Annotated in this window: 21 protein-coding genes; 9 read left to right on the forward strand and 12 right to left on the reverse strand. The window is 68.7% G+C overall.

The window, feature by feature from the left end:
* The first annotated feature begins 85 nt into the window (after positions 1-85).
* Positions 86-499, forward strand: coding sequence for a thioesterase family protein (locus tag KF783_RS06870; RefSeq protein ID WP_294077683.1), 414 nt, complete (start codon positions 86-88; stop codon positions 497-499).
* Here the strand turns inward: KF783_RS06870 and KF783_RS06875 are convergent, their stop codons facing one another.
* Genes KF783_RS06875 through KF783_RS06905 form a run of 7 tightly spaced genes read right to left on the reverse strand, consistent with a single transcriptional unit; the run spans position 500 to position 6,911 of the window.
* Positions 500-979: an isoprenylcysteine carboxylmethyltransferase family protein gene (locus KF783_RS06875; RefSeq protein ID WP_294077684.1), complete on the reverse strand. Its 480-nt coding sequence runs from the start codon at positions 977-979 to the stop codon at positions 500-502. It abuts the gene before it with no gap.
* Positions 980-989: 10 nt separating this feature from the next.
* The gene (locus KF783_RS06880; RefSeq protein WP_294077686.1) at positions 990-1,847 is read right to left on the reverse strand and encodes an RDD family protein; all 858 of its coding nucleotides are present in this window, start codon (positions 1,845-1,847) and stop codon (positions 990-992) included.
* The gene (locus tag KF783_RS06885; protein WP_294077688.1) at positions 1,840-2,844 is read right to left on the reverse strand and encodes a stage II sporulation protein M; all 1,005 of its coding nucleotides are present in this window, start codon (positions 2,842-2,844) and stop codon (positions 1,840-1,842) included. Before KF783_RS06885 ends, KF783_RS06880 begins: the two co-directional genes overlap by 8 nt.
* Positions 2,841-4,085, reverse strand: a complete 1,245-nt coding sequence (locus KF783_RS06890) for a DUF58 domain-containing protein (protein WP_294077689.1) — start codon at positions 4,083-4,085, stop codon at positions 2,841-2,843. The genes KF783_RS06885 and KF783_RS06890 overlap by 4 nt, the downstream gene beginning before the upstream one ends.
* Positions 4,082-5,038 (reverse strand): MoxR family ATPase, encoded by a 957-nt coding sequence (locus tag KF783_RS06895; protein WP_294077691.1) that lies wholly within the window; start codon positions 5,036-5,038, stop codon positions 4,082-4,084. The genes KF783_RS06890 and KF783_RS06895 overlap by 4 nt, the downstream gene beginning before the upstream one ends.
* Complete coding sequence (locus KF783_RS06900; RefSeq protein ID WP_294077693.1) at positions 5,035-6,219, reverse strand: DUF4350 domain-containing protein; 1,185 nt, start codon at positions 6,217-6,219, stop codon at positions 5,035-5,037. Before KF783_RS06900 ends, KF783_RS06895 begins: the two co-directional genes overlap by 4 nt.
* Complete coding sequence (locus tag KF783_RS06905; RefSeq protein ID WP_294077695.1) at positions 6,216-6,911, reverse strand: hypothetical protein; 696 nt, start codon at positions 6,909-6,911, stop codon at positions 6,216-6,218. The genes KF783_RS06900 and KF783_RS06905 overlap by 4 nt, the downstream gene beginning before the upstream one ends.
* Positions 6,912-7,120: 209 nt before the next feature.
* Here KF783_RS06905 and KF783_RS06910 point away from each other — a divergent pair, with 209 nt between their 5' ends.
* The 7 genes from KF783_RS06910 to KF783_RS06940 all read left to right on the forward strand — a co-directional run bounded on the left by KF783_RS06910 (position 7,121) and on the right by KF783_RS06940 (position 12,472).
* The gene (locus KF783_RS06910) at positions 7,121-8,542 is read left to right on the forward strand and encodes an amidohydrolase (protein ID WP_294077696.1); all 1,422 of its coding nucleotides are present in this window, start codon (positions 7,121-7,123) and stop codon (positions 8,540-8,542) included.
* Positions 8,543-8,550: 8 nt separating this feature from the next.
* Positions 8,551-9,858 (forward strand): amidohydrolase family protein, encoded by a 1,308-nt coding sequence (locus KF783_RS06915; protein ID WP_294077957.1) that lies wholly within the window; start codon positions 8,551-8,553, stop codon positions 9,856-9,858.
* A 14-nt stretch (positions 9,859-9,872) separates the two neighbouring features.
* Complete coding sequence (locus KF783_RS06920; RefSeq protein ID WP_294077697.1) at positions 9,873-10,526, forward strand: TetR/AcrR family transcriptional regulator; 654 nt, start codon at positions 9,873-9,875, stop codon at positions 10,524-10,526.
* An 18-nt stretch (positions 10,527-10,544) separates the two neighbouring features.
* Complete coding sequence (locus tag KF783_RS06925; protein WP_294077699.1) at positions 10,545-10,916, forward strand: hypothetical protein; 372 nt, start codon at positions 10,545-10,547, stop codon at positions 10,914-10,916.
* A gap of 77 nt (positions 10,917-10,993) precedes the next feature.
* Positions 10,994-11,524, forward strand: a complete 531-nt coding sequence (locus tag KF783_RS06930; RefSeq protein ID WP_294077700.1) for a hypothetical protein — start codon at positions 10,994-10,996, stop codon at positions 11,522-11,524.
* The gene (locus KF783_RS06935; RefSeq protein WP_294077702.1) at positions 11,521-11,988 is read left to right on the forward strand and encodes a hypothetical protein; all 468 of its coding nucleotides are present in this window, start codon (positions 11,521-11,523) and stop codon (positions 11,986-11,988) included. The genes KF783_RS06930 and KF783_RS06935 overlap by 4 nt, the downstream gene beginning before the upstream one ends.
* Before the next feature lie 10 nt (positions 11,989-11,998).
* A complete protein-coding gene (locus KF783_RS06940) occupies positions 11,999-12,472 on the forward strand; it encodes a hypothetical protein (protein ID WP_294077703.1) in 474 nt (157 codons plus the stop codon).
* 4 nt (positions 12,473-12,476) lie between these two features.
* Here KF783_RS06940 and KF783_RS06945 read toward each other — a convergent pair whose 3' ends face one another.
* The gene (locus KF783_RS06945; protein ID WP_294077705.1) at positions 12,477-13,202 is read right to left on the reverse strand and encodes a CPBP family intramembrane glutamic endopeptidase; all 726 of its coding nucleotides are present in this window, start codon (positions 13,200-13,202) and stop codon (positions 12,477-12,479) included.
* A gap of 138 nt (positions 13,203-13,340) precedes the next feature.
* On the opposite strand from KF783_RS06945, the gene ndk reads away from it, so the two are divergent.
* The gene (gene ndk / locus KF783_RS06950; RefSeq protein ID WP_294077706.1) at positions 13,341-13,763 is read left to right on the forward strand and encodes a nucleoside-diphosphate kinase; all 423 of its coding nucleotides are present in this window, start codon (positions 13,341-13,343) and stop codon (positions 13,761-13,763) included.
* 58 nt (positions 13,764-13,821) lie between these two features.
* Here ndk and KF783_RS06955 read toward each other — a convergent pair whose 3' ends face one another.
* From KF783_RS06955 to KF783_RS06970, 4 genes are all read right to left on the reverse strand, one after another.
* Positions 13,822-15,132 carry an acetamidase/formamidase family protein gene (locus tag KF783_RS06955; protein ID WP_294077708.1) on the reverse strand — a complete coding sequence of 437 codons (1,311 nt, stop codon included), beginning with the start codon at positions 15,130-15,132 and terminating at the stop codon, positions 13,822-13,824.
* 60 nt (positions 15,133-15,192) lie between these two features.
* Positions 15,193-16,560, reverse strand: a complete 1,368-nt coding sequence (locus KF783_RS06960; protein WP_294077710.1) for a HAMP domain-containing sensor histidine kinase — start codon at positions 16,558-16,560, stop codon at positions 15,193-15,195.
* Complete coding sequence (locus tag KF783_RS06965) at positions 16,557-17,309, reverse strand: response regulator (RefSeq protein WP_294077712.1); 753 nt, start codon at positions 17,307-17,309, stop codon at positions 16,557-16,559. The genes KF783_RS06960 and KF783_RS06965 overlap by 4 nt, the downstream gene beginning before the upstream one ends.
* 77 nt (positions 17,310-17,386) lie before the next feature.
* Positions 17,387-18,133 (reverse strand): hypothetical protein, encoded by a 747-nt coding sequence (locus KF783_RS06970; RefSeq protein ID WP_294077714.1) that lies wholly within the window; start codon positions 18,131-18,133, stop codon positions 17,387-17,389.
* Positions 18,134-18,166: the final 33 nt, after the last annotated feature.

Genomic DNA, 18,166 nt, shown 5'->3' on the forward strand with positions numbered 1-18,166 from the left:
GCATACCGGAAATTCGAAACAAGGTTCAAGCGGCGACGGCCAGAAACTCCTCGCGTTCGCGGCGGCTTTACGTTAAGGTCAACCTATGTCCCGTGCCGCGCCCTTCGACGTTCCGATCCCGGTCGATCCGGCGGACATCGATTTCATGGGACATGTCAACAACGCCAGCTACCTCAAATGGGTGCAGGAAGCGGTGTTGAACCACTGGCAGAAGCTGGCGCCGGCCGAAGAGGTGGCGAAGCACCTGTGGGTCGCGCTCAAGCACGAGATCACCTATCGCAAGCCGGCGTTCCTGAACGACGAGGTCGTCGCCACGGTCCTGCTCGAAAAGGTGCAGGGCGTGCGGGCGTTCTACGAAACGATCATCCGCCGCGGTGACGAGGTGCTGGCCGAGGTCAAGTCGAGCTGGTGCTGCATCGATGCGCAGACGCTGCGCCCGGCGCGCATCGCCGAACATATCGTCGAGCATTTCTTCGGGCGCGACGCCTCAGCCGACTGATCAGAGCCAGCGCGGCACGCGATTGACATAGTTGAGATAGGCGACGCCGAACCTGCCGGCCATATAGCGCTCCTCACGCACGATCACCCCGTAATGAACGAGGATCGTCAGCGGGACGAGCAGCCAGAGCGCGACCGGCGCGTCGAACGCCACCGTGAGCGACAGATAGATCAGCGTCATCCCCAGATACATGGGATTGCGGGTCGCGCGATAGATGCCCTGCGCGACGAAGGCGGTGGTCGGGCGCCAGGGCGGGGCGGGGGTTCCGGCCTGGCGAAAACGTAATGCGGCGGCGGCGATCAATCCGGCACCGGCCAGCGCGAACAGCGGTACGACCGTCCAGCGCAGCGACGTGGGCATGTCGAACCCCTGGGTACGCACCCACAGATATTCCAGCATGATGCCGATCGCCAGCGTGCCGGCATAGAGCAGCGGGGGCGGGGCGATCACGCCGGCAGTGTCGGGCTTCGTTTCGGTCATGCTGCGTCCCTTAGCTTCCCGCATCGAACTTGTCGCGCTTGCGCTTGCCGAACAAGAGCCGGCGTTCAAGATGCCGGCGCGCGGCGGCATAATAGGCGTCCAGGAACGCCCGGTCGTCGCCCGTGTCGGGGCGCCCGATCTTGCGCCGGATGACCCCGGCGACGGTGGTGATCGTGTCGATATCGCCGCGATACAGGATCTCCGCCAGCTTCTGCACCTCGAACTGGCCATAGGCGTCCAGTTCCTCGGGCAGAAACGCATAGGGATCGATCGCATCGCCATCGTTCGCCGCGATCAGGTCGGGCATGATCTTCGGCCGCTCATTTTCGACCACCCAGGTGCCTGCCAGCAGATCGCCGGCGCGAAGCCGGTCGCGGTTGAACAGCGGCATGAACAGGAAGATCGCGGTCCAGCCAAAGCCGAGCAGGGCGCTCCATCGGTTGCTGACCCCCTCCGCCCGCGCGCTGACGATGAAGATCATCGGCAGGAAAATCTCGACTTCGCGCATCAGGTTGCGGGCGAGCACCGCGCCGCCTGTCAGGCGCCCGCCGCCGCGCGCGACGACGCGCAGCTTGAACACGCGCTTGCCCGGAGTGGCGGCGCGCATCCCGCTTTCGAACAGCGTGAAGTAGAAATTGCGCAGCAGAAAGAAGCCGAGCAGCCAGATGATCGCGGCCGGGCCAATGGTACGAAATCCGCCGAACAGAAACACGGCGGCGATCGTCACCGCGACCAGCGCGGCGAGCATGATCGCCGCGTCGAGGGTGAAGGCGCCGGCACGGGCGGCGGCGCTGGCCAGGCGGAGATGCAGCGTCACCCCCTCAGGCGTCACCAGCTCGCGAATCCGGCGCCGGGCGGGATCAGTCATGGCGACGCCGTCCGCCGAGCGCGAAATAACCGACCCACAGCGCGAACATCGTCGCCGCGATCGCGAAGCGCGCGGCGTCGGCGGTGACCAGCTGGCGCGCGAACCCCTCCAGCAGGCCGGCGACCAACAGCATCAGAACCACGCCGATCATCACCAGCGCGCCGCGCCGCCCGGCGTCGCTCGCCGCGTCCAGGCGCGACCGGGCGCCGGGAAACGCCACCGCACGCCCGATATGCAATCCCGCCGCCCCCGCCAGGATGATCGCGCTGAGTTCGGTCGATCCGTGGATCATTAGCCAGCCGGTCAGCCCGACGCCCAGCCCCTTGGGAACATAGACGGCGTAGAAGGCACCGAGCAGGATGCCGTTGCTGGAGATCAGGAACAGCGTCGGGACGCCGAACGCGAACCCCAGCGCGAACGCCATGATCGAAATCTGGGCGTTGTGTGTGAAGAGCATGGTCGCAAAGACCTCCAGCCCGCCCCGTTCGGGCTTGCCGTACAGCGACTGGCGCAGGAATTCGGTGCTGGCCTGCATGTCGCGGCCACCGGCCATGTCGCCGGGCATGATCGCGTCGAACCAGCGCGGATCGGCCTGGACCAGCGCATAGCCGGCGATCGCGCTGGCGATGAACAATGCGGCGATCAGGACGAGTTCGCGCCAGATGCCGCGGACCGCCGCCGGCCAGCCCCGCGCGAAAAAGCCGCCAATCTGGCGCAGCGCCGATTCGCGGCAGCCATAAAGGACATAGTAAGCGCGTGTGCTCAGGCTCTCGAGATAGGCGATCATCGACGCGTCGAGCGATGTTTCCCGCGCGATGGAAAGTGCCGACAACGTCGCGCGATACAGGCGGGGCAGTTCCATCAGGTCCGCGTTGGACAGTCGCCTGGGCGATTTCTTCTCGACGAGGTCGAGAAGCTGTTCGAGGCGCGCCCAGTCGCCTTCGCGCTCGACGCGAAAGCGGGTGACGCCGAACTGGGCGGGGGCGGCGCCGGTCATGGGCGCTCCCGGCTGCGGACATAATATTCCGCCAGCGCCAGCCCCATGTCTCCGGGGCTGGATTCGACCACCTCGATCCCCAGGCGGCGCAGCCGTTCGATCACGATCCGGCGTTCGCGCAGCAATGCGGCGGCCACATTCGACCGAAACACGTCTTCGCCGGCGCTCGGGCGGGCATCGATCATCGCCTCGGTCTCCGCGTCGCGAAACAGGACGAACAGGAGCCGGTGCCGCCGGAGCATGCGGGCGGCGGCGGCCAGCATCAGCTCCGCCGATGTCGGATCGGTGAATTCGGTGAACAGGACGATCAGGCTGCGCCGCCGCAGCCGCTGGTCCAGCTCGGTGAGCGAGAGCGTGTAGTTGCTCTCGTCCTGGCAATAGTCGATCCCGCCTGCGGTGCGGTGAAGCGTGGCGAAGCTGCGCGCGCCCGACAGGCTGCCCGAATCCGCGCTTGGCCGGCCCGCAAAGGCGAACAGGCGGACATTGTCGCCCGATTTGAGCGCGACGAACGCGGCCAGCAGCGCGGCGGACACCGCCCGGTCGATGCGCGGCACGCCATCCACCGGCTCGCACATCGCGCGCCCGCAATCGACGGCGAACACGATGCTGTTGTCCCGTTCGGTCCGGTATTCGCGGGCCAGCAGCCCGAAGTGGCGGGCCGATGCCTTCCAGTCGATCGCGCGCCGTTCCATGCCGGACTGGAAATCGGTGAGCGACTGGAATTCGGTGCCGTCGCCGCTTTCCGGGCGGACGCGCGCGCCGAACTGGCGGCTGCGCAGAAACTGTTTCATCCCCTGTTCGCGCACCGGACCCAGGTCCGGAACGACCAGAATCTCGTCGTCGCGCGCCGCGCTGCGCTGTCGCCAGGCGAGGCCGAGCGGCCCGGCGACCCGCGCCCAAATCCGGGCGACGTGCGCGGTTCCGCGTCGCGCGGCGGTGAAGGCGAGCGGAGGGTCGGCGGGGACCAGCGGATCGGTCGCCTCTGCCGCATAGGCAAATGCGCGGTCGGGGGGTGTCAGATCGACCTGCCGCCCCACCTCGACCGGGCTGGGCGCGTGCAGCGCGAGGTCGGTCGCCGCGATGCGCCGGGCCATCAACCCGTCGATCGCCACCAGTGCGCAGACCCCGAGCACCCATGCGACGGCGATCAGCCAGCCGCCCGGCCGCAGCACGCCGAGCAGCAATGCTGCCGGGGCTGCGGCGGCGACGAGCATCACCGCGCGCTGGGTCGGAACGATCAACGCGGTGCCTCGACCCGGTCGATCAGCCCGGCGACGATCTCGTCCGCCTGCCGCCCGTCGATCTCGGCGGCCGGGGACAGGACGACGCGATGCCGCAGCAGCGGCTGGGCGAGCAGCTTCACATCGTCGGGAATCACATAGTCGCGCCCGTCAAGCGCCGCCGCCGCGCGCGACGCGGCGGCCATCGCTGAAGCCGCGCGGGGCGATGCGCCATGTGCCAGATCGGGGTGATCGCGCGTGGCGCGGATCAGCGCGACGACATAGGCGACGATCTCGTCGGCCAGGCGGACGCCCAGCACCGCCTGTGCCGCACCGGCCAGCGCGGCGGCATCGGCGACCTGTGCCACGCCGCTGTCCTGGGGCTTGGGGGAGCCGGTGCGCGCGCCATATTGCGCGACGATCGCGCGTTCGCCCGCCTCATCGGGAAAGCCGATCGCGAGCTTGAACAGAAAGCGGTCCAGCTGCGCCTCGGGAAGCGGATAGACGCCCTGTTGCTCGATCGGGTTCTGGGTCGCGACGACGGTGAAGCGGTCGGACAGCTTCTGCGTCTCGCCGTCGATCGTCACCGCGCGCTCCTGCATCGCCTCCAGCAGCGCGGCCTGCGTCTTGGGCGGGGTGCGATTGATCTCGTCGGCCAGCAGCAATTCGGTGAACACCGGCCCGCGCGTCAGCTGAAAGGACGAGGTCTGAAAGTTGAACAGGCTGGCGCCGATGATGTCGCCGGGCATCAGGTCCGGGGTGAACTGGATGCGCCCGAATTCAAGGCCCAGCGTCCGCGCGAAACTCTGCGCGAGCAGCGTCTTGGCGGTTCCCGGCGGCCCTTCCAGCAGGACATGCCCGCCCGACAGGATCGCGACGGTGAGCAGTCGCGCCGCGGCCGACTGGCCGACCACCGCCTTCGCGATCTCGCCATCGATCGCCGCGCCCAGCGCGCGGACGTCTTCGAGGTTCATGCCTTCACTTCCTTTCGCCAGTCGTCGAGCATCTGCGCCGCGTGGAGCAGATCGGGTTCGGTCCTTGCTTCCTCCAGCCGCCCTACCGCCTCGGCATAGGAGGTCGCGGTGGGGATCCGGTCGAGATGCCGGTCCAGCGCCTCGCCCTGCAATGCGCGCGGCAGCGCCAGGCGGAGCGCCGCCCAGTTGCGGATCGTTTCGGCATAGGCCGGTCCCGCCTCGCGGATGCGGTCCGCACGGCGGGCCAGGCTGACGATATTGTCGATCAGCGCCGTCTTGCCAAAGGCGATCGCCCGCGCTTCCCGCCGCACCGGGCCGAAGCGCGACAGGGTGGCGAAGCCGGCCAGCAGAAACGCGGCGAACAGCGCGAGTGTGACCCCGACGAACGGCGGTTCGAACATCAGCTGCAACAGGTTGCGGCCGCCCGCCCCGAACGGCAGCATCGTGTCGAAGGCGACGATGCCGGGATGTTCGGGGTCGAGCGCGGCGATCAGCGCGATTGCCGCCCGCGCATTTTCAACGCGCGCCAGGCCGTGATTGTTGAGCAGGTCAGGATCGGCGAGCACGAAGACCCCGCTCTTCACCTCGGCCAGCACCGCATCGCCGTCGGGTGCCGCGATCAGGGTGGCGAGCGTCTTGCCGGCGATCGCCTGAATCTGTTCGCTGACCGCGAACGGGCGCAGTTCCAGGCCAGAGGGATAGGTGAGCGGCGCGGGCCGTTCGCGCCCGATCGACAGCTTGCCGAACGGGGCGAGCTGTTTGGACAGCAGGTCGGCGGGGAACGGGGCAACCCGCTCCTCGCGGCCGGGACGCAGGGTCTGCGGGCGGGTGAACCATTTCGGCAGGACGATCAGCACCGGCCCCTCATGGCCCGCCATCGCCTCGACCAGCTGCTGCGCGCTCGTCTGGAAATTGGGCGTGAGGATCAACAGCGCGTCCGCTGCCACGTCGCTTCCACCGCTCGCCAGCGTCGCGCTTCCGCCCGATCCCTCGATCAGCCGGTACAGTCCCTGAAACCCGGTGGCATAGCGTGAGGTGGGGCCGGGCGTGTTGCCCCGCTGTCGCTCGAACCGGTCGCCATAGGCGCCGACGAGCAGGAAGCCGATCATGAGCGCCAGCCCCGCCGCGATCAGGACGAGCACGGTGCGGGTGCGGAACGGGCTGGCGGCGGTCCCGCTCATCGCTGCGCGCCCAGCGCGAACCGCGCATAATCGGCGCGTGCGCGTGTCCAGTCCGCCTGCGCCAGCGTGCCGCCGGCGAACAGGCTGCGCTCGACATCGGCGACCAGGTCGCCAAAGATCGCGCGGGCCATGTCGGGCAGGCCGTCGAACCGGGCGATGTCGCGACTGGTGAGCGAGGGGCGGAGCGGATCGCCGCGCCAACGCTCGATATCCTCGATGCTGCGGTGAAGGATCAGGCGGACGGCCTGCCCATATTGCCCCTGTGCGGCCAGGGCATCGGCCTCTTCCAGCAGTGCGCGCGCGACGGCGGCGTCGGGCGTCCAGCGCGCCGGCTCGCTGCCGTTGCGCTGGCGGCCCATGCGCGCGGCGAGCCATTCGCGCGCGGGCCGGGCCAGCACCAGCAGCAGCGCGATCACGATCGCGGCGATCGCGATCCACATCAGCACATGCCACCCGCCGCCGACCCACGCGACGAAGCGGCCGAGCGCGTCGAACAATTCGGTGAGCCAGCGCGGCGGTGGATTGTTCTGGACCTTCATCCAGGGGAAGTCGAACTGGATCGCGGGATCGGCGCGGATCGCCTTGTGCGCGGCATCGACCTGCGCGGGATCGCCGAACGCGGCGCGTGGCGCGGCGGCGGCCGCGTTCGAGGCGGCGCTCACGCCGGCAGCCGTCAGATGCGGATCCCCCATATCGCGTCCACTTGGAGCAAATCGGGAATGGCGACGCAATGGGGTTTGGCGCAACAGCGGCCGCTTCGGACCGGTTCGGCAATCACGCCTCCGTCGCCGGCCGATTTCCCCTAATTTGGGGTTGCGCGGGCGTTGCCGGGGCGGCACCCTTTGCCATCGGGCCGGAAGCGTCGGAGACTCGCGTCCGGGGGTCAGGGAGATTTGGGGACTTGTTTCGCACGATCATCAGCGCCGCGCTCGCGGTGGGTCTGACGGCCTGCGCCGCCAGCGCCGGGGAAAAACCGAAAAGCGCGTCCGCGGCGCCCGCGGCGAAGGGGCCGGGCAAGGGCAAGGGGTATGACCACAACCCCTTCCCCTCGACCTACAAACCCTATCCCGGCGTTCCGACGCTGCTGACCAACGTCACGATCCTCGATGGAGAGGGCGGGCGGATCGATCGCGGCGCGGTGCTGTTCGCCGACGGCAAGATCGTCGAGGTCGGTCAGTCGATCGACGCACCCGATGGCGCGCGCGTGATCGACGGGCAGGGAAAATATGTGACCCCCGGCGTGATCGATGTGCATAGCCATCTGGGCGATTACCCAAGTCCCGGCGTGCAGGCGCTGTCCGACGGCAACGAGGCGACATCGCCGGTGACCGCCGAAGTATGGGCCGAACACAGCGTCTGGCCCCAGGATCCGGGCTTTTCCCGCGCGCTGGCGAATGGCGGCATCACCACGCTGCAAATCCTTCCCGGCTCCGCCAATCTGTTCGGCGGTCGCAGCGTCGTCCTGAAAAACGTCTATGCGCGCACGATGCAGGGGATGAAATTCCCCGGCGCACCCTATGGCCTCAAGATGGCGTGCGGCGAAAATCCGAAGCGCGTCTATGGCAGCAAGGGGCGGATGCCCTCCACCCGGATGGGCAATATCGCGGTCGATCGCGCGACCTGGTCAAAGGCGCAGGACTATAAGCGGCGCTGGGAACGCTATGAGGAAAATGGCGGCGAGCCGCCCGCGCGCGACCTGGCGATGGATACGCTGCGCGGGGTGCTGGACGGCGAGATCATCGTCCACAATCACTGCTATCGTGCCGATGAAATGGCCAATGTCCTCGATATGGCCAAGGAGTTCGGATATCATGTCGGCACGTTCCACCACGCGGTGGAAGCCTATAAGATCGCCGACCTGCTCAAGGCCAGCGGCACCTGCGCGGCGGTGTGGGCCGATTGGTGGGGGTTCAAGATGGAATCCTATGACGCGATCACCGAAAACCTCGCCATCCTGGACAAGGAGGGGGCGTGCGCGATGATCCACTCGGACGACGCGAACGGTATCCAGCGACTCAATCAGGAGATCGCGAAGGTGCGCGCGGCGGCGAAGCGGTCGGGCCTCGACATTTCCGAGGAACGTGCCTGGCGCTGGGCGGCGATCAATCCGGCAAAGGCGCTGGGGATCGACAAATGGACCGGCAGCCTGAAAGCGGGGAAGATGGCCGATGTCGTGCTGTGGAACGGCAATCCGTTCAGCGTCTATACCCGGCCGGAAAAGGTCTGGATCGACGGCGCGCTGCTGTACGACATGAACGATCCGACACGCCGACCGGTGAGCGATTTCGAACTGGGCCAGCCCGGCGCGGGAGACGTGAAATGAAGGCGCCGATGGTCAAGCTGCTGGTCGCGGCGGCGGCGTGCGCGATCCTGACGGGGGCGCCGGCGGCGGCCCAGACGGTGGCGGTCACCAATGCGAAGCTGGTCATCGGCGATGGCTCGGCACCGATCGACGGCGGCACCGTCGTCGTGCGTGACGGTCGTGTCGTCGCCGCCGGACGCGGCGTCGCGGTGCCGGCCGGCGTGCCGGTGGTCGATGCGGGCGGACGCTGGGTGACGCCCGGCATCTTCGCGGGTTTCACCCGGATGGGCATCGTCGAGGTGGATGGCGTCAGCGAAACGAACGACGCGGCGGCGGGCGGATCGCCGTTCAACGCTGCGCTGGACGTTGCGCCGGCGGTCAATCCAAAGACGAGCGCGATCATCCTCAACCGCGCCGAAGGGGTTACCCGCGCGGTGGTCGCGCCCGAAGCGCGGGGATCGATTTTCGGCGGGCAGGGCGCGATCATCGATCTGGGCGCCGACATGGACGCGGTGAACAAGCCGCGCGCCTTTCAGTTCATGGAATATGGCGAGAATGGCGCCCGCGCCGCCGGGGGCAGCCGTCCCGCCGCCTATGCGCTGTTGAAAAACGCGCTGTTCGAGGCGCAGGCCTATGCCCGCAATCCGGCGAGCTTCATCGATCGCGGAAAGGACGCGCTGCTCACCCGCGCCGACGCCCAGGCGCTGGTCCCGGTGGTTGGCGGACAGGTGCCGCTGCTGGTGCATGTCGAGCGGGCGTCGGACATTCTGACCGTGCTCGGCCTCAAGCGGGAAATGCCGGGGCTTCGCATCGTGCTGGTCGGCGCGGCGGAGGGCTGGATGGTCGCGCCGCAGATCGCCGCCGCGCGGGTGCCGGTGCTGGCGAGCGCGCTCGCCGACCTGCCGGCCTCGTTCGAGCAACTGGCGGCGACCCAGTCGAACATCGGGCGGCTACAGGCGGCTGGCGTCACCGTCGGCATCGGCATGATCGACGACAATGATGCGCGTCAGGCGCGGCTGGTGAAGCAATATGCCGGCAATCTGGTGGCGCTGAACAAGGTGCCGGGCGCATCGGGCCTCGACTGGGGACAGGCCTTTGCCTCGATCAGTTCGAAACCGGCCGAAGCGATGGGGATGGGCGGCGAATATGGCTCGCTCCGTCCCGGCCGGCATGGCGACATCGTGATGTGGGACGGCGACCCGCTCGAAATCGGCACCGCCGCGACGCGAGTCTATATCGACGGCGTGCAGCAGCCGATCGAGACGCGACAGGACAAGCTGAAGCAGCGCTATTTCGACCCGAAGGAAGGCGCGCTGCCCAAGGCGTATGAACGCTGAGCCATACGGATGGAATGACACGGGAAGAATGCGAACGCCGGCGCGCGGGAAGGCCGCGCGATCCGGCAAAATATGCCGCGATCGTCGCGGCGGCGCGCGCGGCGTTCTTCGCGCGCGGCTTTCACTCAGCGACGATCGACGAGATCGCACAGGCGGCCGGCGTGTCGAAGGTGACGGTCTATAGCCGCTTCGGTGACAAGGAGACGCTGTTCGAGGAGGTGATCCGCGCCGAAAGCGCACGGATGGCGGCAGTCTTCGAAACCGGGGCGGCGGATGGCCAGCCGCTGGAGGCACAGCTGAACGAATTCGGCATGGCGCTGCTCGGCTTCAAGTTCAGTGCGGAGCATCTGGCGGTCGATCGCGTGCTGATGAACGAGATCGCGCAATTGCCCCATCTCGCCCATCGCTTTCATGCCGCCGGCCCCGCCCAGTGCATGGGCCGGCTGGCCGACGTGCTGGCCCAGGCGAATGCCGACGGAGAGATCGCGGTGGACGATCCGGCGCTGGCGGCGGAGGATCTGTGCGGCCTGTGGACGGGCCTTGCCGATCTGGGCGTGAAGCTGGGGCTGGAGCCGCCGCCCGACGCGGCGGCGATCCGGGAACGGGTGGCGCGGGGGACGCGACTATTCCTGAAAATGGTGGATCGAAGCGCGGTGGACCCGCGTTGACGCCGAAAGGAGAAACGCATGCGTAACATCCTGCCGAACGTGACGATGGTCGCGCTGGCCGCCTGCATGGTGGCGGCCTGTGGCGGCGGAACCCCCGGCGCGAGCGAAAGCGCCGGGAACGCGGCCGCGAACGATATCGATGCGAACGCGGCCGCGCCGCTCAACTATCAGGCCGAAGTGCTGAAGCTGGATCCGCCGGCGCGCGACGGCGTGTTCCTGCGTGCGGTCCGCGACGCGAAGCTGCCCTGCCAGGACGTGACCGCCAGCGAACGGCTGGACCCGGTCGATGGCAATCCGACCTGGCGTGCGACCTGCGACGGGCGGACGCCGCACATCATCTCGATCACCGCCGACGGCACCGCGAAGATCGTCAGTCGCGCGGACCGCTGACATCCGCCCGCCCGCCCGAACGTCGCGGCGCGACGAGAGCATTGTGCGGGTGCCTCGACGCGCGCTAGGGCGCCGGCATGGACCGAACGCCGAGCCTGATCGAACGCGCCATCGCCCGCATGCGTATGGCGGCGGATGCGGCGACCGGCGATGGGTTCTCGCCCGCCCGCGGCATGGCGGCGGTGCAATGGCCTGTCGCGATCGCACTCGCCGCCGTCATCGCCCTGGGTCCGCTGCTGACGCTCATCGGCGCGAGCGCGATCGAGCGCGATGCCCGGCGTGAAGCCGCGGCGGTGATCGCGCAGGCGGCGCCCCGCGTCGCGGCGGCCACGGCGTCACGTGCCGCCCGCGCGTCGTTGCGATCGGCGACATATGAAGCTCCCGTCGCGGTCTGGCTCGATCGGGTCGCGCGCGTCCTCCCCGCCGATGCGCGCATCGCCGTGATGCGGCGCCGGGGTGCGACGATCGACCTGCAACTATCGACACCCGATCCCGACAGGTTGCGCGGCGCGTTGCGGCGCGAACCGATGCTGGCCGGGTTCCGCGAGGTCGATCAGCGTCGCGCGGGCGCGGTCCTGCTGGTCACGCTGCGACGGACGGTCGGATGAACCGCGCGACGATCCTGGCCGGGCTGGGCGGAGGCGCGCTCGCCCTCCTGCTTCTCGCGCCCGCGACCGGCACCGCGCTGGGCCGCATGGCGGAGGCACGCGCGGCACGCGCCGCCGCGATCGCCAGCCTGTCCGCCCCCGACCGGGCCGATGCCGCCCTTCTGTCGCCGGGCCTGCGGGCGCCAGGAGGTGGGGCGGATGCCGCCGCAGACACGCTTGTCGCGCATATTCGCACGCGTGCGGCGGCGGGCGGCGTGCTGGTCGAACAGGTGGAGCGCGGTCCGGCGGGGCCGGGACTGGTGGGATTGCGGCTGCGCCTGTCGGGGCCGGACAAGGCGGTGGTTGCGCTGGTCGATGGGCTGGAGCGCGATCGGCCGTTGCTGCGCTTTTCCGCCTGGCAGGTCGAGGCACTGGCCGGCGGTGCGCTGCGCCTTCACGGCGACGTGGTGGCGGCGTGGCGATAGGGCGATCGCGATGAGGCGGACCCGGACCCTGGTCTTCGGGCTTGCCGGCGCGTTCGCCCTGGCAATGCCCGCTGCCCTGTTGTCGCTGTCGGGCGCGGGGGAGACGAAACCGGGTGCGGTCGCGTCGGCCCGACCGATCGTTCCGCCGCCGGTTCCCGCGATCGGCGCCGTCTATGAGCGGCCCGTCTTTGCCGCGGCGGACGCGGCGGGCGATGCCCCTGCCGACGCGCCGGCGCTTCTCGGCATTGCCGGCCGGATCGACCGGGATGCGGTGGCGATGGTGCGCGGCACCGACGGCAGGACGCGCACGCTCTCGCCGGGCGAGAGTGTCGATGGCTGGCGCCTGGAAAGCCTCGCGATCGACGCCGCCTTCTTCACCCGGGGCGGCGCGCGCGTGCGCGTCGCGATGCAGGGGGAGGATGGACAGGCGAGTGATGGGCGGGCGGGGGACGCGCGCGACAATGGCGACGCGGCGGGCGGCTGACGCTTCATTTCCACCTCATGTAGATGGCCGTGAAGGTCAGCGTATCGATGGCGCCGTGGAGCAGGATCAGCGGCCACAGATTGCGGCGGAACAGCAGGAACATCGCCCCGAAGGCGAGGCCGATGCCGCCAGTGACGATCGCCCCGCGCCACCCCTGATAATAGAAATGGCCATAGCCGAAGAATGCGGCAGCCAGCGCGATGGCGAGCGGCGGTCCCCACCATGTGCGCGGCAGGATCGCGCGCAACCGGGTGACCAGATAGCCGCGAAAGAACATCTCTTCACCGAACGCGGCGGCGGTCCATACGATGGCGAGCCATAGCAGATAGTCGGGCAGGCTGCCCGCCACCGCGCCCCAGCGATCTTCCACCCCCGCCGGCACTTTTGCCAGGAACTCCAGCCCCAGCGCGGGTCCGCCGATGGTGATCGCCGCGACCATCAGGGCGAAGGCGACCAGCGCGAGTGCGGCCCGCGGCAGGACCATCAGCCTGGCCCGCCAGTCCGGAAGCGCAACCAGTCCGAACGCCCGCCAGCCACTGCCCCGCGCACGCAGCCATAGCGTCAGGACCACAAGCGTGAGCATCAGCGACATCGGACCGGCGAAGCGCCAGGAGACCGGGTCCAGCGCCCGGCGTGAAACCAGCGCCAGCGCGGTAAAGGCGGCGACCTCGACCACCGTCGCGGTGCGCGACATGGGGGCCGGCGCTTCCGGCAAATCGGGGGCAACCATGCCGCCAGAGGTGGATCGCCCGCTTGAGCCCGTCAAGCGGGCGATGGTGCGGCCCGCCGCTGCCCCCTTGCCAGTCACGTTCCGCCCGACTAGAGGCCCGCGCATCCCCACAACCTTTCATGCAGGAGCCGCACGGCCATGGCCGCGAACCGGACCTTTTCGATCATCAAGCCCGACGCCACCCGCCGCAACCTCACCGGTGCGGTCACCAAGATGCTGGAGGAAGCCGGCCTGCGCGTCGTCGCGAGCAAGCGCATCCAGATGACCCGCGAACAGGCCGAGGGCTTTTACGCGGTCCACAAGGAGCGTCCCTTCTTCGGCGAACTGGTCGAATTCATGATTTCCGGCCCGGTCGTCGTCCAGGTTCTGGAAGGCGAGGACGCCGTGAAGCGCAATCGCGACATCATGGGCGCGACCAATCCGGCCAACGCCGAACCCGGCACGATCCGCAAGGAACTGGCCGAATCGATCGAGGCGAACTCGGTCCACGGATCGGACAGCGACGAGAATGCGGCGATCGAGATCGCCTATTTCTTCAAGCCGGAAGAAATCGTCGGCTGATTTGCGGATCGACCGATGACCACAAGACGGGCCGGGGGTGACTCCGGCCCGTTGCGCATCAGGGCCTCGGCACTTGGCTCGGTGGCAGCAGTGCCTTGTCGATCCGTGCCGCGACGCCGACGCTGCGCCCGGCGAGATTCGGGATCGAATAGCGCATCCCGGCGCCGAGCAGCTGTGCCGCCTCAGAAAGCGTCAGGCCGTAATCCTGCTGTAGCCAGAGGATCAGCCCGGTGCTCGCCGCCTTCAGTGCCTCGTCGAGCGACCCGGCCTGGCCCAGCACCATCAGTTCCGTGGGCGATTCAACGCGCGGCATGCCGATCGCACGACCCTTGATCAGTTCGACCCTGAACGTGACGTCCATCGGCGTTTCCAGGCCATATTGGCTGGTTTCACCGTCGCCCTGGGCGGCGTGGCCGTCGCCGAGGTAAAGGAGCGCGCCAGGCTGCTGCACCGGCAGAAGCACGCGGTTGCTGGCGATCACCTCCGGAAAATCCATGTTCCCGCCGGCTCGCCCCGTGTCCCCCGTCGACATCGGCGGCATCCCGAAGCCGGGCGCGAGCGCCAGCCCACCCAGCATCGGTCGAAGGGGAATCCGCAGGTTCTTCAACGCGCCCGTGGCCCCTTCGGGCGTTGCGTAGTCGCCGGCAAGATCGAGCCGCCACCTTATGGCCTTGCCCAGCGTAGCGGCCTTGGCGACCAGCGGCGCGCCGAGCGCGCGACCGACGATGGTGTCGAGGCTCTCCGCCCATTCGCGGTTCGGCCGCAGTTTCAGAATGTGTACGACGATCGTGTCGCCGGGCGCCGCACCGGCGATGAAGAACGGGCCGGTCTGCGGGTTGCCGAACAGGGCCTGGGTCGCGCCTCTCTCATCCATCCCCCCCGAATCGATCGTCGTGGTATGGACGGTGTCGCCTGGCCAGATCGTCAGCACCGGCTGGCGCTGCGCGGAAAAGCTGTTGGAATAATCGCGCGGCCGGAACTCATGGGTTTGCGGCCCGCCGGCGGGCCGGTCGGGAACGCGTCGTGCCGAAAAGTCGTAGCGCAGCCGCCGTTCCGGGTGATTGTTGTCGGGATAGTCGGCGGTGCCACGCAGCCCCCCGTCCGCGACCCGGCCGGTGAAGCGATAGATGGCGTCGCGCCGGTCACGGATCGTCAGATCGACCCGGCCGGCGCGAGCCGTGCCGGTGACGGAGGCACCGTCCCAGTCGCCGCTTACGGTCGCGCCGTCGAGAGTGAGGTTCAGTGTTGAATATTCCGGCGTACCCCAGCGATCGACGGTGAGAATCCACTGCCCGTCGATGCGCGACTGCGCCGCTGCGGGGAATGCGATCGCGCTGGCGATGATGGCGAGACGAGTGAAACCATACATGCCCAATCTCCATCGACTACAAATGTAGTCAATGTCGCCTCAGCGCGTGAATGTCCAGGGTTATCGAAGGGGCAGGGTGATCGTCGCGCTCAATCCGCCGCCGTCGCGATTGACCAGGGTGATGTCGCCGCCCGCCTCGCGCACGATCGCGCGCGCCAGGGTCAGGCCGAGGCCGACGCCGCCGGTCCCGCGATTGCGCGACGGGTCGAGGCGGGTAAAGGGATCGAACACCGCGGCGATCTGATCGGACGGGATGCCGGGGCCACGATCCGCGACCTCGATGCGGATCCGGCCGGCGTCGGCGAGCAGCCGTACTTCCGCGCCATGGCCATATTTGACCGCGTTTTCAATGAGGTTGCGTACCGCGCGGCGCATCAGTGACGGCCGGATGCGCAGGATGAGCCGCTGGCCATCCTGATATTCGACCGGCGCGCCCAGATCACGGAAATCATCGACCACCGCGTCGATCAGCGCGTCGAGATCGGTCTCGGTCGCGGGTTCGCTTGGCCGACCCAGCCGGGCCAGCGACAGGATATCGTCGAGCGTCGAGTTCATCTCGTCGATCGTGTCGGCCATGCGCGCGCGATCTTCCTCGTCCTCGACCGATTCGATGCGCACGCGCAGCGCCGCGAGCGGGGTGCGCAGATCGTGGCCGATCGCGCCCAGCATCTGGTCCTTTTCGTCCAGCATCGCGGTCACCCGTGCGCTCAGGCTGTTATAGGCGCCGATCACCGCGCGCACGTCGCCCGGCCCCTGTTCGACGACCGGCCGGTGCGCGCCCGCCGGATTGAAATCGCGGGCGGCGGTGGCGAGCTGGCGCAGCGGACGGGCGACCCGATGCCCGACCCACAGCACCGGCACCAGGATGATCGCGTACAGGATCAGCGTCTGCGCGATCAGACGCCAGATCAGTTCACGTTCCCCGCGCGGCCAGCCGGTGATGAGCGTGACCCAGCCCCGCCCCGGCAGCTCGACCGCGATCAACAACTCCGCGCCCAGCCGCCGGATGCGCTCCGCCCGGATCGCGCTCATGCGCGCGAAGCGCGGATCGGTCGGCGAAATCGGCTTCAGCCGCGCGACGATCTGGCCGGCGGAAATGTTGGCTTCGGCCATCGCCTGGCGGATCGCCGCTTCCACGTCGCTGCGTGGTTCCAGCGAGAGATCGACCGGATTGGTGGGTTGCAGTCGCAGTCGTGGCGGGCGGTGGTCGCCGTCGCGGTCCTCACGCGGGGGACGGAAGCGGCCGTCCCGGACGCGCTCGGCGGCATCCACGACGCGCGTCACCGCCGGCCCGATCACCTGGGCATCGCGAAAGCCGCGCCGCTCGCGCAGCAGCAGCGCGAAATTGATCGCCTGCGCCACGAACAGCGCCAGTGCGACCAGCAGCGCGATCTGACCGGTCAGGTTGCGGGGGAGAAGCCGGGTCACAGCCGGGTGACGTCGCTCGCCAGCGTATAGCCACCGCCCCACACGGTCTTGATGAGGCTCGGGTTTTTGGGGTCGGGTTCGATCTTCTTGCGCAGGCGGCTGACCTGATTGTCGATCGCGCGGTCGAACGCCGCCGCCTCGCGTCCCTGGGTCAGGTCGAGCAGCTGGTCGCGCGTCAGCACTGCGCGCGGCCGCATCACCAGCGCGAGCAGCAGATTATACTCGCCGGTCGAGAGCGGCACGGACACGCCATCGCGATCGACCAGCGCGCGCTCGCCGGTCTTCAACACCCAGCCTGAAAAGGAATAGCTGCCGCTTTCGGGCGCATGCTGGCGCGTGCCACCGGCCTGAAGGCGGCGCAGCACCACCTTGATCCGGGCGGCCAGCTCGCGCGGGGAAAAGGGCTTCACGACATAATCATCCGCGCCCATTTCGAGGCCGACGATGCGGTCCGTCTCCTCGCTGCGGGCGGTGAGGAGGATCACCGGCGTTTCGCCATTTTCGCGAATGTGGCGGCACAGGCTCAGCCCGTCCTCGCCGGGCATCATGATGTCGAGCACGACCAGATCGATCGCATAGGCCGACAGCCGCGCGCGCGCTGCTTCGGCATCGGCGACCTGGGTCACCCGAAAGCCCTGCTTGGTCAGAAATTGGGCGAGCGGCTCGCGGATCGAGCGCTCGTCATCGACGAGCAGTAAATGCGGCGTCTCGGCAGTCATCAGGTCGGGGGTAGCAGATTCGTCGGACATCGGAAGACCCCCGAAAGCTGGCGTGCGAAGTGCCGGGCGGGCGTGGAGGAGGGGGAGAAGCCCGCCCGGCATCGCGCTCACGCGCCCGGGTTCGGGGAAGGGGCCGGGGGCGGGGGCGGCATGTCGCCGCGGCGTTCGCGCATTTTCTCGCGCATCTTGCCCATGCGTTCGCGCATTTTCTCGTGCATCGCCTTCATCTCGGCAGCGTCGATCTTGCCGTCCTTGTTGGTGTCCAGCTGCGCGAAATGGGCGGCCGACATCGCGTCGAATTCGGCCCGGGTGACGACGCCGTCCTTGTTCGTATCGGCCATCATCAGCATGCCGGGGCCGCGGCCGCCGGGACCACCGGGTCCGCGCCGCGCCATCCGGTCGCCCGGCTTGCCATCGCGCTTGCCCATGCCGGGTCCGCGCCGCTCGCCGGCTTCGATCTTGCCATCCTTGTCGGCGTCCATCCGCTCGAACCGGGCGATGGCGGCGGCGCGATTTTCCTCGCGGCTGATCAGCCCGTCGCCATTGGTATCGACGCGGGCCATCATGCGCTCGCCCATGCCGCCACCGCCACGGGGAACGAAATCGCCCAGTTCGCCACCGCGACGCGCGGCCATCGCCTTGCGCGCGGCTTCCATCCCGGCCTTGCGCTCCTCGGCGCTCAGCTGGCCGTCCTTGTTGGTGTCGAGCCGGTCGAACCGCGCATCGGCGCGGGCGATCGCTTCGGCCTTGGTCTTGGGCGGGCCGGCGGGACCCGCCGGGTCGGCCTGCATCGCGACGGCGACGCCGCTGGCGGCGAGCAGACTGAGTGCGGTGGCAGTCAGGAAAGTTTTCATCGGTTGCTCCACTCCAGGCGGCGTCATGCCGCG

This window comes from Sphingomonas sp., assembly GCF_019635455.1.
In the GTDB taxonomy this organism is placed as follows: Bacteria; Pseudomonadota; Alphaproteobacteria; order Sphingomonadales; family Sphingomonadaceae; genus Sphingomonas.

Bases quoted from the DNA above. Each gene is read 5' to 3' on its own strand.
- KF783_RS06870 (WP_294077683.1), top strand. From the start codon at position 86: ATGTCCCGTGCCGCGCCCTTCGACGTTCCGATCCCGGTCGATCCGGCG.
- KF783_RS06875 (WP_294077684.1), bottom strand. From the start codon at position 979: ATGACCGAAACGAAGCCCGACACTGCCGGCGTGATCGCCCCGCCCCCG.
- KF783_RS06880 (WP_294077686.1), bottom strand. From the start codon at position 1,847: ATGACTGATCCCGCCCGGCGCCGGATTCGCGAGCTGGTGACGCCTGAG.
- KF783_RS06885 (WP_294077688.1), bottom strand. From the start codon at position 2,844: ATGACCGGCGCCGCCCCCGCCCAGTTCGGCGTCACCCGCTTTCGCGTC.
- KF783_RS06895 (WP_294077691.1), bottom strand. From the start codon at position 5,038: ATGAACCTCGAAGACGTCCGCGCGCTGGGCGCGGCGATCGATGGCGAG.
- KF783_RS06900 (WP_294077693.1), bottom strand. From the start codon at position 6,219: ATGAGCGGGACCGCCGCCAGCCCGTTCCGCACCCGCACCGTGCTCGTC.
- KF783_RS06905 (WP_294077695.1), bottom strand. From the start codon at position 6,911: ATGGGGGATCCGCATCTGACGGCTGCCGGCGTGAGCGCCGCCTCGAAC.
- KF783_RS06915 (WP_294077957.1), top strand. From the start codon at position 8,551: ATGGTCAAGCTGCTGGTCGCGGCGGCGGCGTGCGCGATCCTGACGGGG.
- KF783_RS06920 (WP_294077697.1), top strand. From the start codon at position 9,873: ATGACACGGGAAGAATGCGAACGCCGGCGCGCGGGAAGGCCGCGCGAT.
- KF783_RS06925 (WP_294077699.1), top strand. From the start codon at position 10,545: ATGCGTAACATCCTGCCGAACGTGACGATGGTCGCGCTGGCCGCCTGC.
- KF783_RS06930 (WP_294077700.1), top strand. From the start codon at position 10,994: ATGGACCGAACGCCGAGCCTGATCGAACGCGCCATCGCCCGCATGCGT.
- KF783_RS06935 (WP_294077702.1), top strand. From the start codon at position 11,521: ATGAACCGCGCGACGATCCTGGCCGGGCTGGGCGGAGGCGCGCTCGCC.
- KF783_RS06940 (WP_294077703.1), top strand. From the start codon at position 11,999: ATGAGGCGGACCCGGACCCTGGTCTTCGGGCTTGCCGGCGCGTTCGCC.
- KF783_RS06945 (WP_294077705.1), bottom strand. From the start codon at position 13,202: ATGGTTGCCCCCGATTTGCCGGAAGCGCCGGCCCCCATGTCGCGCACC.
- ndk (WP_294077706.1), top strand. From the start codon at position 13,341: ATGGCCGCGAACCGGACCTTTTCGATCATCAAGCCCGACGCCACCCGC.
- KF783_RS06955 (WP_294077708.1), bottom strand. From the start codon at position 15,132: ATGTATGGTTTCACTCGTCTCGCCATCATCGCCAGCGCGATCGCATTC.
- KF783_RS06965 (WP_294077712.1), bottom strand. From the start codon at position 17,309: ATGTCCGACGAATCTGCTACCCCCGACCTGATGACTGCCGAGACGCCG.
- KF783_RS06970 (WP_294077714.1), bottom strand. From the start codon at position 18,133: ATGAAAACTTTCCTGACTGCCACCGCACTCAGTCTGCTCGCCGCCAGC.